The 12831-nt window shown below is 64.6% G+C and carries 8 protein-coding genes and 1 tRNA gene; all 9 read right to left on the bottom strand.

The window, feature by feature from the left end; all coding sequences use genetic code 11:
• Position 1: 1 nt before the first annotated feature.
• The 9 genes from FO044_RS00050 to dnaA all read right to left on the bottom strand — a co-directional run bounded on the left by FO044_RS00050 (position 2) and on the right by dnaA (position 12637).
• Positions 2-75, bottom strand: a tRNA-Ile gene (locus FO044_RS00050).
• A gap of 78 nt (positions 76-153) precedes the next feature.
• Positions 154-786 carry a DUF3566 domain-containing protein gene (locus tag FO044_RS15095; protein ID WP_143965941.1) on the bottom strand — a complete coding sequence of 211 codons (633 nt, stop codon included), beginning with the start codon at positions 784-786 and terminating at the stop codon, positions 154-156.
• 946 nt (positions 787-1732) lie between these two features.
• Complete coding sequence (gyrA, locus tag FO044_RS00035; protein WP_132992635.1) at positions 1733-4234, bottom strand: DNA gyrase subunit A; 2502 nt, start codon at positions 4232-4234, stop codon at positions 1733-1735.
• Positions 4235-4329: 95 nt separating this feature from the next.
• A complete protein-coding gene (gene gyrB, locus FO044_RS00030; RefSeq protein WP_132992634.1) occupies positions 4330-6393 on the bottom strand; it encodes a DNA topoisomerase (ATP-hydrolyzing) subunit B in 2064 nt (687 codons plus the stop codon).
• Positions 6394-6596: 203 nt separating this feature from the next.
• Positions 6597-7145: a DUF721 family protein gene (locus FO044_RS00025; RefSeq protein ID WP_132992633.1), complete on the bottom strand. Its 549-nt coding sequence runs from the start codon at positions 7143-7145 to the stop codon at positions 6597-6599.
• Positions 7135-8328 carry a DNA replication/repair protein RecF gene (gene recF, locus FO044_RS00020; protein WP_132992632.1) on the bottom strand — a complete coding sequence of 398 codons (1194 nt, stop codon included), beginning with the start codon at positions 8326-8328 and terminating at the stop codon, positions 7135-7137. Before recF ends, FO044_RS00025 begins: the two co-directional genes overlap by 11 nt.
• A 19-nt stretch (positions 8329-8347) precedes the next feature.
• A complete protein-coding gene (gene gnd / locus FO044_RS00015) occupies positions 8348-9262 on the bottom strand; it encodes a phosphogluconate dehydrogenase (NAD(+)-dependent, decarboxylating) (RefSeq protein ID WP_132992631.1) in 915 nt (304 codons plus the stop codon).
• A 49-nt stretch (positions 9263-9311) separates the two neighbouring features.
• Positions 9312-10514, bottom strand: coding sequence for a DNA polymerase III subunit beta (gene dnaN, locus FO044_RS00010; RefSeq protein ID WP_132992630.1), 1203 nt, complete (start codon positions 10512-10514; stop codon positions 9312-9314).
• Positions 10515-11068: 554 nt separating this feature from the next.
• Positions 11069-12637 carry a chromosomal replication initiator protein DnaA gene (gene dnaA, locus FO044_RS00005; protein ID WP_132992629.1) on the bottom strand — a complete coding sequence of 523 codons (1569 nt, stop codon included), beginning with the start codon at positions 12635-12637 and terminating at the stop codon, positions 11069-11071.
• Positions 12638-12831: the final 194 nt, after the last annotated feature.

Genomic DNA, 12831 nt, shown 5'->3' with positions numbered 1-12831 from the left:
GTGGGCCTAGGAGGACTTGAACCTCCGACCTCTTCGTTATCAGCGAAGCGCTCTAACCGCCTGAGCTATAGGCCCGTGAACCGAGACTGAAGATTACCCGACGCGGCGAAAGTTACCAAAACGGCAGGTAAACGACCTGAGCCGGATCGGCGCCTAGTCGAGGTCCGCGAGCGTTACCTCGACGCCGCCGACCATGTCGGAGCACACGTTGTAGATGTACGCCGAGATCGTCGCGATGCCGGTGACGAGGACTGCTGCGACGATTCCGAAGATCGACGCGAATCCGAACACCTGACCCGAACTGATCAAGTCGCCTCCGCTGTCGGTGCCATCGGAGTTGACCAGGGTGCCGAACGAGCTGTTGATCTGCTCCCAGATCCCCATACCGTCGAGCACGCCGTACAGAACGGCGACGGCGATCATCCAGATGAAGAAGCCGGCGATCGAGAGCACACCGGTCACCTTGAACACCGACCACGGGTCGACTCGGCGAAGCTGCACTGCCGCACGCAGCGGGGTGTTCAACGACCGGCCGGGAATGGTCTGCACCTGCGCACGTGCCGCCTGAGCGTCCCGCGACTCCCTCGACGACTCCACGTGGTGGATGGCATCGAGATCGGGCAGTTCGTCCTTCTTCGCGAGGTCGCTGCGCGGGATGTTCCGCGTATCCGACTCCACGAACGGCTTCTTCGAGTCCGAAGTACCTCCAGCCGTGGCCTTTCCGGCTGCTGCCGACGCTGCCGCACCCGTGCCCGCTGCTGCCGCAAGGCGTGCGCTCGAACTCATCGGCGTCGAGCCCTGCGACTGAGGCTTTCCCGGGCCTCCGGCCGGCGGAGCCGGCGGCTTCGCCGCTCCCTGCGGTGCTGAGCCGCCGCCCTGTGGTCCCGGGCCCTTGCGTGCGGCACCCTGAGGATCCGGCGGGCGGGGAGCCGAACCCTGGGGGGCGGAACCCTGCGGAGCATGACTCTGCGGGTTCTGACCCTTGGGCGGCGGCCCCTGCGGTGCCTGACCGGGAGACGGCTGCGCGTGCGGCTTCGGAGCCGGAGCATGCTGTCCTTGCGCGCTGGAATCCGATGCACTGGAGCCCGGTGCATTAGGACCCGGCGAACTAGAACCCAGACCACCGGCACTCTGCGTGTTCGGGCCCCTGGGCGCGGGCCCACTCTGCGGAGCCGACCCTGGAGCGGCCGGACCCGTGGGACCGGCCTGCGGGGACCCGCTCTTGGGCGCTGCGGCAGCCGTCGGACCTGAAGGAGGCGGACCCTGCGGAGCCTGCTGCGGCGGCTTCGGAGCGGCGCCCGGGGGCGTCGAAGCCGGAGCGGGACCCGACGGCGTCGAATCCGGCTTGGCTGCACTCCCCTGAGCCGGAGCCGACTGCCCTGAGCCTGGCTGCCCGGACCCCGACTGGCCCGAACCCGACTGGGGCGAACCTGACTGGGGCGCACCCGACTGGCCTGAACCCGACTGGGACGCACCCGACTGGCCGTAGTCCCCCGAGAGCACACCGCGCGGCGCGGGGCCGCCGGATCGCTCGGATGGGCCGCCGCCGCTATCGACGCCGGCCTTTTTGGCCATCTCTCCGGCAGTCAGACCGGTCGACGCGGACTTCTCCCCACGCTTCCACGGGGGAACGACCTGAGCGCGCTCGACGTTCTTGTCGTCAGGCTGCTTCGGTGTACTCACAAGCGATTCCTCACTGGACGGGTGATACCCACCCTAAACGCTTCGACGGTCATTCCTGCTCTGCCGCGCCTTCTTCCGGCTCATCGGCGTTGCGCGCGATCGCCAGCAAGGTGTTGCCCTCGGAAAGGTTCATCAGGCGGACGCCCTTCGTCTGACGTCCCGCCTTCCGGACCTGCTTCGCGAGTGTGCGGATCACACCGCCACTCGAGGTGATCGCGTAGATCTCACTGTCGAGGTCGACGATGATCGCGCCGACCAACTCGCCGCGCTTCTTGTCGTACTGGATGGTGAGAACGCCCTTGCCGCCACGGCCCTGCGGTGAGTACTCCTCGATCGGAGTCCGCTTGGCGTAACCGCCAGAAGTCGCCACCAGGAGGAACGTGTCCTCCTGCACCACGCTGAGCGAGAGCAGCTGGTCGTCGTCGTTGAACCGCATGCCCTGGACGCCGGACGTCTGACGTCCCATCGGGCGAAGGGTCTCGTCGTCCGCGGTGAAGCGGATGGACTGGCCCTTCTTCGACACCAGAAGCAGATCATCCTCACCGCTGCACAGCTGTGCGCCGACGAGCTCGTCGTCGCCGCGGAGATTGATCGCCGCGATGCCACCGGAACGGTTCGAGTCGAAGGCGTCCAGACGGGACTTCTTGACGAGTCCGTTCCGGGTCGCCAGGACCAGGTACGACGCGTCGGTGTAGCTGGAGATGCGGATGACCTGTGCGATGCGCTCCTCGGGCTGGAAGGCCATGAGGTTGGCGACGTGCTGGCCGCGCGCGGTGCGGTTCGCCTCTGGCAGTTCGTACGCCTTCGCACGGTAGACGCGACCCTTGGTGGTGAAGAACAGCAGCCAGTCGTGCGTGCTCGATACGAAGAAGTGGGCGACGATGTCGTCCTGCTTGAGCCCTGCGCCCTGCACGCCCTTACCGCCGCGCTTCTGGCTGCGGTACAGGTCGGTCCGGGTGCGCTTGGCGTAGCCGGTCTCGGTGATCGTGACGACGACGTCCTCGCGGGCGATCAGGTCCTCATCGTTCACATCGCCCTCTGCGGCGATGATCTTGGTCCGACGATCGTCGCCGTACTTGTCGACGACGATCTTCAGCTCGTCCCGGACGATGGCTCGCTGACGCTCCGGCCGGTCGAGGATGTCCTTCAGATCGGCGATCTCGCGCTCGATCTCGTCCAGTTCATCGATGATCTTCTGGCGCTCCAGGGCCGACAGCCGACGGAGCTGCATCGCCAGAATCGCGTCCGCCTGGACCTCGTCGATGTCCAGAAGGTCCATCAGGCCGGTGCGGGCGGCGTCGGTGTTGGCCGAGGCGCGGATCAAGGCGATGACCTCGTCGAGGGCATCGAGCGCCTTCACCAGGCCGCGCAGGATGTGCGCGCGCTCCTCCGCCTTGCGCAGGCGGTACCGAGTCCGGCGGACGATGACGTCGATCTGGTGATTCACGTAATGGCGGATCATCTGATCGAGGCGCAGGGTGCGCGGAACGCCGTCGACGATCGACAGCATGTTGACGCCGAAATTCGTCTGCAGCTGGCTGTGCTTGTACAGGTTGTTCAGCACTACCTTGGCGACCGCATCACGACGCAGCACCATCACGATGCGCAGACCCGCACGGTCGGACGACTGGTCCTCGATCTTGCTGATGCCCTTGAGCTTGCCGTCGTTGACCTGCTCAGCGATCGAACTGATCAGGTTGTCGGGGTTCACCTGAAACGGCAGCTCGGTCACGACGAGGGTCGTGGTGCCCTTGTTCTCCTCGATCTCGACGACGCTGCGCATGCGAATGCTGCCGCGGCCGGTCGTGTAGGCATCGCGGATGCCCTGACTGCCGACGATCAGCGCCGAGGTCGGGAAGTCCGGCCCCTTCACACACTCCATGCACGCGGTCAGCAGTGCATCGTCGTCTGCATCCGGATGATCCAGGGCCCAGAAGACCGCGTCGGCGACCTCAGGGAGGTTGTGCGGCGGAATGTTGGTCGCCATACCGACTGCGATACCGCCCGAGCCGTTGATCAGCAGGTTCGGAATGCGGGAGGGCAGGACCGTCGGCTCCTGCGATTTTCCGTCGTAGTTCGGGATGAAGTCGACGGTCTCCTCGGTGATGTCGCGGAGCATCTCCATCGCCAGCGGGGTGAGGCGCGCCTCCGTGTAACGCATGGCGGCCGCGCCGTCGTTACCGCGGGAACCGAAGTTGCCCTGACCGTCCATCAGCGGATAGCGCATCGACCACGGCTGCGCCAGGCGGACCAGGGCGTCGTAGATCGAGGAATCGCCGTGCGGGTGGTAGTTACCCATGGTCTCCGACACCGGGCGCGCGGACTTCACATACGAACGCTCCGGACGGAAACCGGCGTCGAACGACGCGTACAGCAGACGACGGTGGACGGGTTTGAGACCGTCACGCACCTCGGGCAGAGCACGCCCGACGATGACGCTCATCGCGTAATCGATGTAGGAGTTCTGCATCTCCTGGCCGAGATCGACCGGATCGATGCGGTCGCCGGTGCCGTCTCCGTTCAACGGTGACAGGTCGGATTCGTCGCTCATGACATCACTTTCTGAGGCGACACGTCGGTCGCACGGTTAGTCCGCAGTTTCTGTTCTCGGCTACGGAAGTGGTCGGTCAGTCTCTCGGAAACGAACTACACGTCGAGGAAACGAACGTCCTTGGCGTTGCGCGCGATGAACGTACGGCGCGCCGCGACATCCTCACCCATGAGGATCGAGAACAACTCGTCCGCGGCGGCCCCGTCGTCGAGGGTCACCCGCTTGAGAACGCGGACGTCGGGATCCATCGTGGTCTCCCACAGTTCGCTCGCATTCATCTCACCGAGGCCCTTGTAACGCTGGATGCCGTCATCGGTGTTGATCTTCTTGCCCGATGCGCGGCCGGCCTCGAGGAGCGCGTCGCGTTCACGGTCGCTGTACGCGAAGTCGGGCTGCGCGCCCTTCTGCCACTTGAGCTTGTAGAGCGGCGGCTGCGCCAGGAACACGTGACCCTGCTCGATGAGCGGACGCATGAAACGGAACAGCAGCGTGAGCAGCAACGTTGCGATGTGCTGACCGTCGACGTCGGCGTCGGCCATCAGCACGATCTTGTGGTAGCGGAGCTTGCTGATATCGAACTCGTCGTGGATGCCGGTACCGAAAGCGGTGATGATCGACTGCACTTCGGCGTTCTTCAGCACGCGGTCGATGCGTGCCTTCTCCACATTGATGATCTTGCCTCGCAGCGGCAGGATCGCCTGGTACATGGAATCGCGCCCGCTCTTGGCGCTACCGCCTGCGGAGTCGCCCTCGACGAGGTACACCTCGCACTTCGTGGGGTCGTTGCTGCGGCAGTCCGAGAGCTTGCCGGGAAGACCGCCGATGTCCGTGGCGGTCTTGCGACGGACCAGATCCTTGGCACGACGGGCTGCCATGCGAGCCTGCTGGGAATCCGACGCCTTGCGGATGATGGTCTTCGCCTCAGCCGGATTGGCTTCGAGCCAGTGCGCGAGATGCTCGTTGCACGCCTTCTGGACGAAACTGCGGACTTCGGTGTTACCCAGCTTCGTCTTCGTCTGACCCTCGAACTGCGGGTCGGCCACCTTCACCGAGATGACCGCGGCCAGACCCTCGCGGATGTCAGTGCCCTCGAGTTTGCCGTCCTTGTCCTTCACGAGCTTCTTGTCGGCGGCGTACCGGTTGACCGTGCTGGTCAGGGCCGACCGGAAACCCTCTTCGTGCGTGCCGCCCTCGGTGGTGTTGATGGTGTTCGCGAAGGTGTGCACCGACTCGGAGTAACCCTCGTTCCACTGCATCGCGATCTCGACCTCATGTCCGGTCCCCTGCGCGGTGAAACCGATGACGGTGCGGTGTATCGGCGACTTGCTCCGGCTGTTCAGGTGCTTGATGTAGTCGATCAAGCCGTCCGGGTAGTGGTAGGTCCGCGTCTTGATCTTGGCGATCTTGGCGGCCCTCTCGGCCGAGGTCTCGGAGGTGTCCGGGGCTTCGGCGACCTCACTGCCGGCTTCCGCCTCGGCTTCGGCGTCAGCATCGCTCAACCGCTCGTCGGTGAGTGTGATGGTGAGGCCCTTATTCAGGAAAGCCATCTCCTGGAGACGACGGGCGACGGTCTCGGCATCGAACCTGGTGGTCTCGAAGATCTCTGCGTCCGGCCAGAAGGTGACGGCCGTGCCGGTCTTACCGGTCTTGCCACCCTGCTCCAGCGGACCCGGCTTCGCGTAACTGTAGATCTGCTGCCATTGCGAACCGTCGACGTCGATGTCGAGCTGCACCTTCGTCGAGAGTGCGTTCACCACCGAGATGCCGACACCGTGCAGACCACCCGACACTGCATACGCATCGGAATCGAACTTGCCGCCCGCGTGCAGCTGAGTCATGACGACCTCGACGGTGGGTACGCCGGTGGCGTGCATCGCGACCGGAATGCCACGGCCGTCGTCGACCACCTTGACGCCGCCGTCTTCCATCAGGGTGACGTCGACACGGCTCGCGTGGCCGGCCATCGCCTCATCGACGGAGTTGTCGACGACCTCCCAGATCAGGTGGTGCAGACCACGCTCACCGGTAGAACCGATGTACATGCCGGGGCGCTTGCGAACCGCTTCCAGACCCTCGAGAATGCTGATCGATTCCGCACCGTATTCGTTCGGCTTCGACTTGCCGGCCTTCTTGGGTTTGCTACTGCTGGTGTCGGCCACGGAGGGTCCGCTCCTTCTGTCGATGGCAGGTTACCCACCAGTGTACGGCCTCACCCATTCAGAAGGCCGCTTCCCCACGCCCTTACACGCACGCAGCGCGATTATTTCCGATCGAGACGGGTCCGACCGTAGCCGTGGGCTATTCGAGACGCTGATGCGGCGTTACGCGCCAGCGAGGAACAATGCTCCGACGAGCGGACCGATCAGCCGTACGTGTCGCGCGGGCCACGCCCGGAAACATGCCGCGGGCCCTTGCGCCACGAAGGCGCCTGCGGACCGACGATCCGCAGACTCGTCACCACGCCGTCGCCGACCGATGCAGCGATCTTGGCGATGATCTGACCCTGCATGTAGCGCAGCTGCGTCGCCCAGGCCGTCGACTCCGCCCGCACATGCAGCACCGTCTCATTCAGACGTTCCGGGGAGGCGTGCGACGCGATGTCGTCTCCGACGATCGAATCCCACATCCCGAAGAGAGATCCCTCGGAGATCTTCGGCTGCCAGCCGTGCTCCTTGGCGATCCGGCCGGTCAGACGACCCAGCGGCTGCGGATCTCGGGAATCCGGTCCCGCTCCCGACCAGCGCCGACGTGACCTGTCCCCACTGCGCCGGCGGCTTCGGATAGGCGCCGCGCGTCCCATGCCGACAGGCTTTCCGGCCGCACGGGCAGCCGCGCGTGCCTCCTCCAGCGCCTTGCGCGCCATCTCGTATCCGCTCTGGCCCTCCGGGACGTCGGGACCGTCAGTGCTCATCGGGGTGCGCTCCGATCGCCTCGTCCTCGAGGACCATCGAATGCCGGGGACCTTCCTCGCTCACTCCGACGGAGATCCGCCGACCGCCGACCGTCTCCGGAATATCGTCGGCCACAGCGGCCGTCACCAGAAGTTGTTCGGCACCCGTCGTGAACTCCGCGAGCTTCGCACGACGACGCACATCGAGTTCGGCGAACACATCGTCGAGCATGATCACCGGGTCCACTCCATCCGCGCGCAGCAGATCCACGCTCGCCAAACGCAACGACAGCGCGAACGACCACGACTCACCGTGGCTGGCGAAACCTTTGGCGGGCTCGTCGCCGAGAACGAGTTCAAGGTCGTCCCGATGCGGTCCCACCAGGCATAACCCGCGTTCGATCTCCTTGGTACGCAACTGCGTCAGACGTTCTGCGAGGACATCACGAATGCCGTCGACAGCTTCACTGCCACCGGACGATTCGTCGACCTCCGGCCCCGCGGCCGATCGATAAGTGATCGTCGCGTCCCGCGAATCCGGTGCGATCGCCGCGTACGATCCCGTCACGAACGGCGCCAGCTGCCGCACCACCGCGAGGCGTGACGCGGTGACCTGCGCGCCGAGTTCGGCCAATTGGTCATCCCACACATCGAGGGTGCTCATCACCGAGTCCGACTCACCTCGGCGCATCGCCGCACCTGCCGTCTTGAGAAGCGCGGAACGCTGTCGGAGAACCCGGTCGTAGTCGGATTTGGCGCCCGCCGCCATCGGGCGCAGCTGCGCGACGAGCTCGTCGACGAACCGTCGCCGCTCCCCGGGATCGCCTCGGACCAATGCCAGATCCTCCGGTGCGAACATGACGGTGCGCAGGATTCCCAACACCTCGCGGGTACGCCGGACCGGCCTGGTGTTGATGGCCGCCTTATTGGATCCCTGGGCCGCGATGGTCAGGTCGACCGTCAGTTCACGACCCTCGTTCTCGACGGTCGCCGAGATCTTCGCCGTATCCGATCCGGTTCTGACCAGCGGCGCATCATTCGATACGCGGTGCGACCGCAACGTCGCGACGTAGCACAACGATTCGAGCAGGTTCGTCTTGCCGAACCCGTTGCGTCCGACGAAGACGGTGGTTCCCGGATGCAGCGTGAAGTCAGCGCTCGGCCACGACCGGTAATCGCGCAGAGTCAGTTCACGAACGAACACGAATTGTCACAACTGCTCTCTAGTGCTTGTTCGTCTCGCCGACGCTGGCACCGGAACCATCGCGCATAGCGTGTCCGCCGAACTGATTGCGCAGCGCCGACACCGCCTTCAGTGCCGGCGACGACTCCTGGCGCGACGCGAAACGAGCGAAGAGCGCAGCGGAGATGACATTTGCCGGAACCGAGTGCCGAACAGCCTCTTCCACGGTCCACCGACCTTCACCCGAGTCCGTCGTGTAATCGGAGATCTCGGCTAGTCCCGGATCCTCCTCCAACGCGCGGACCAGCAGCTCGAGCAACCACGAACGGACGACGGTGCCCTGCGTCCACGCCTTGAGCGTGCCCGATACGTCCTCGATCAGGGGCTCGGCGTCGAGCAGCTCGTACCCCTCGGCGTACGCGTGCATCAGCCCGTACTCGATACCGTTGTGCACCATCTTCGCGTAATGACCTGCGCCGACGGGACCGACGTGAACGAACCCGTTCTCGCGCGGACCCTCGGGACGCAGCGCGTCGAAGATCGGCATCACCGTGTCGACGTCGTCCTGGGCACCACCGACCATGAGTGCGTAACCGTTCTCCAGGCCCCACACACCACCGGACACACCGCAGTCGAGGTAGCCGATGCCCTTCTCACCGAGAAGGTCGGCGTGCGGCTGGTCCTGCGTGTACTTCGAGTTACCGCCATCGATCACCACGTCGCCCTCGGACAGCAGGCCCGCGAGTTCGCTGATGGTGTTCTCGGTGATCTCGCCGTGCGGAACCATCAACCACACCACGCGAGGGCCGGCCAGGGCGTCGACGAGTCCCTGCAGGTCGGCAACGTCCGACACCTCGGGTCGAGGATCGTAGCCGATCACCTCGTGGCCGGCCGCCTTGATGCGGGTGCGCATGTTGGCACCCATCTTTCCCAGACCGACTAGTCCGAGCTGCATGGTGGATCCTCTCGACGTGAATCGACAAATTGGCCGGTGACCAGCCGGATCAGCCTGGGAGGCGAACCGGCATCAGAAGATAGCTGAACTCACTCGACGGCGCCGCGAACGAGCCAGATTCGTCGGCGACCGGCTCGTCACCCGACGACGGACGCAGCACCGCGGGGCGCACGGCGGCGCGGCGCTGTCCGCTGCCGTCCGGCTCCGGGTTGGTGAATCCGAACTCGACGGTCTTCGATCCGATGGCTGCGAGGCCGTCCAACAGGTACGTGGGGTTGAACGCGATGATGATCGGCTCGCCGTAGAACTGCACGGGCAGCTCTTCCTCGGCCTTGCCCGCCTCGTCGCCCCCGGCGGTGAGCAGCACCGAGTCGCTCGAGAAGTCCATGCGAACCTGGGCTCCGCGCTCGGCGACCAGCGCGACGCGCTTGATCGCCTCGACCAGAGGTGCGCTGTCGACCGACGCCACCGAGGTGTGCCCTGCGGGGAACAGCTGGCGGAACTTGGGGAACTCGGCGTCAAGCAATCGGGTGGTGGTCTTCTTCGCGTTGTTCGTGATGCCGAGGATGCCGTCCGCACCGATCGAATGCACGGAACCGAATGCGAGATCGACACTGCCGGTGGCGTCCGCGCCTGCCGACTTCGCGGCTTCCGACAATGTCTTGGCGGGGACCAGAGCGGCGCCGGACGCACCGGACTCGGAAGGCGCCCACTGCAGTTCACGGACTGCGAGACGGAAACGGTCGGTGGCGGCCAGCACCACCTTGTCGTCCTCGATCTCCACGCGGACACCGGTCAGCATCGGCAGGGTGTCGTCCTTGCCTGCCGCGACCGCGACCTGGGAGACCGCCTGGGCGAACAGTTCTGCCGGCACGGTGCCGGTCGTCTCCGGAACGTCGGGCAGCTCCGGGTAGTCCTCAACGGGCATCGTGGGCAGCGAGAACTTGGCGCTTCCGCAACTGATCGCGACGCGGCTTCCGTCGATGGTCACATCGACGGGCTTGCTCGGCAGAGCGCGCGTGATATCGGCGAGGAGCCGGCCGGAGACCAGCGACTTGCCCGGGTCTGCAACTTCGGCGGAGATCGTCTGCGTCGCCGAGACTTCGTAGTCGAATCCGGAGACCTCGAGGCCGGTGTCACCCGCCGTCAGAACCACACACCCCAGAACCGGTACGGGCGGGCGAGACGGGAGACTCCTGGCAACCCATGCGACTGCATCGGCGAACTCGTCACGCACGACACGAAACTTCATCTGCGGTGATTGCCCTTCTGCTGGATCGGGCCTGACGCGACATGCGGCAGCCCCGGCGACGGGTAGGTCGCTGGGTCCCACTCTAGAGCGATCAGGCGGTCCCGCCACAACAGACATGTGATTCAGGTGCGGTCGGCCGCAACCCCGTGGCGGAGGCCGACCTGTTAATCCACACACCTGCTTTTAAAAGAAGTTCTCTAAAGAGAGATTCTTAAGAGAAGTAGGGCCTGTTAACCATGTGGATGACGCTTGTTCTCGCAGGTCAGTAGGCCGCGTCGGCTGTGCACTACCGGTGGAGGGATCCGGTGGACCATTTCGGCAGGGTGTGGACAAGCAAGTTCATCCACATTGTGCACAACCCCTGTGCACAGGTTTCACGCGAGTCGTCACCAGGTTGTCCACAGCCTGCCGAGAACGAGCACCTGGGGTTTTGTCATCTCGACACGCCGGTGAGGACACGATTCATCCCAGAGTCGGGCGCGTCACAAAGTCTGCCCCACGACTTGAGAGTCGTCGGTTTCCGCAACTCCTGTGCTCGAAGGTCGTCCGTGAGATCAGCGGTTCGCACGCTGCTTGATGCGTGCCGTCAGCTCCTGGACGTGATCCCAGACCTTGCGGCGCTCGGGCATCTCCTTGTTGATCTTCTTCACGGCGTACATGACCGTCGTGTGGTCACGATCGAACGCCTCACCGATCTTCGGCAGTGAGAGATCGGTGAGCTCCCGGCACAGATACATGGAGATCTGGCGAGCTTGAGTCACCGACCGCATCTTGCTCGGGCCGCGGAGATCCTCGATCGAGATGTCGAAGTACTCGGCGGTGATCGCCAGGATGCTCGCCGCACTGATCTCGATCGCCCGGTCGTCGGGGATGAGGGCCTTGAGGACGACCTCGGCCAGAGCGGCATCGAGTTCGGCGTTCTGCAGCGACGCGAAGGCGGTCACGCGGATCAGCGCACCCTCGAGCTCGCGGATGTTCCGCTCGATCTTCGTGGCGATCAACTCGAGGACGTCGTCCGGTGCCGCTAGATTGTCCATCTGCGCCTTCTTCCGGAGAATCGCTATGCGCGTCTCCAGATCGGGCGGCTGGACGTCTGTGATCAGTCCCCACTCGAATCGTGTGCGAAGGCGATCCTCCAGCGTGGCGAGCTGCTTCGGAGGCCGATCGGACGACACCACGATCTGCTTGTTCGCGTTGTGCAGCGTGTTGAAGGTGTGGAAGAACTCCTCCTGGATGCCTTCCTTTCCCTCGAGGAACTGAATGTCGTCGATGAGGAGCATGTCGATATCGCGATAGCGTCGCTTGAACGCCACTCGACGGTCGTCACGCAATGAGTTGATGAAGTCGTTGGTGAACTCCTCGGTCGACACGTATTTCACGCGCATCCCGGGGAACAGTCGCTGTGCGTAATGACCGGCCGCATGCAGCAGGTGAGTCTTGCCCAGTCCGGACTCGCCCCAGATGAAGAGCGGGTTGTAGGCGCGCGCCGGATTCTCGGCGACGGCCACCGCCGACGCATGAGCGAATCGGTTCGAGGCGCCGATGACGAACGTGTCGAACGTGTAGCGCGGATGCAGCGAGGTGCTGCTGCTCTCGGCCGGCGTCGCGACGTCACGATCGGCGAAGTACGAGTTCCACTCACGTGGGCCGGGCTGCGGTCCTTGCGGTGCAGGTGCGTAATTCGACGAGTAGTTCAGGGCGGCGAACTGACTCGACGGTGCGGACTCGATGGCACTCGCTTCGCTGTGATGTGCATCTCTGTGCGGCTGCTCGACGGACGAACCGAGCGGAGTGGCGGGAGCCGGTGCCCGCCCGGAGCCGTCTGCCTGGGGAGAGATCTCCTGTGGCTCGGCGACGCGGACGGCGATGTCGACGTTCTGATCGAGATGCGAGCTGAGCGTGGTGCGGATCAGATCTCGGAGATTGCGCTCGATCTGCTCTTGCACCAGCGGAGTGGGGACCGCGAGAAGCGCGAACCCCTCGGTCATCGTCAACGGCTGTACCAGCGATAACCAGGCCTTTTGCTGGCGACTGAGGGGTTGTCCACCAGGTGTCGCGGATTCTCCCGTGAGCTCGGCGACAACCCGTTTCCAGACGTCGTTGAATGACTCGCGATCAGTCATCTATCCGTGCCCCCTCGGTGCGAATTCCACAGCTTCCAAAGGTAGAGCGTGCCATGAAAGTGCCCGGTAGTGCGACTTGTCCACACAGTTATCCACATCTGTGGAGAAAGCTGTGAACAAATTTCACGCATGTAATTCACGTGGCCGGATCGAACCAGGTCGGAGCGGGTTTGATTTGGCGTTGGGCACTAAGT

It is taken from the genome of Gordonia zhaorongruii, from assembly GCF_007559005.1.
In the GTDB taxonomy this organism is placed as follows: Bacteria; Actinomycetota; Actinomycetes; order Mycobacteriales; family Mycobacteriaceae; genus Gordonia; species Gordonia zhaorongruii.
This window is presented reverse-complemented; position numbering and strand designations above follow the sequence as displayed.

Bases quoted from the DNA above. Each gene is read 5' to 3' on its own strand.
- FO044_RS15095 (WP_143965941.1), bottom strand. From the start codon at position 786: ATGAGTTCGAGCGCACGCCTTGCGGCAGCAGCGGGCACGGGTGCGGCA.
- gyrA (WP_132992635.1), bottom strand. From the start codon at position 4,234: ATGAGCGACGAATCCGACCTGTCACCGTTGAACGGAGACGGCACCGGC.
- FO044_RS00025 (WP_132992633.1), bottom strand. From the start codon at position 7,145: ATGAGCACTGACGGTCCCGACGTCCCGGAGGGCCAGAGCGGATACGAG.
- gnd (WP_132992631.1), bottom strand. From the start codon at position 9,262: ATGCAGCTCGGACTAGTCGGTCTGGGAAAGATGGGTGCCAACATGCGC.
- dnaN (WP_132992630.1), bottom strand. From the start codon at position 10,514: ATGAAGTTTCGTGTCGTGCGTGACGAGTTCGCCGATGCAGTCGCATGG.
- dnaA (WP_132992629.1), bottom strand. From the start codon at position 12,637: ATGACTGATCGCGAGTCATTCAACGACGTCTGGAAACGGGTTGTCGCC.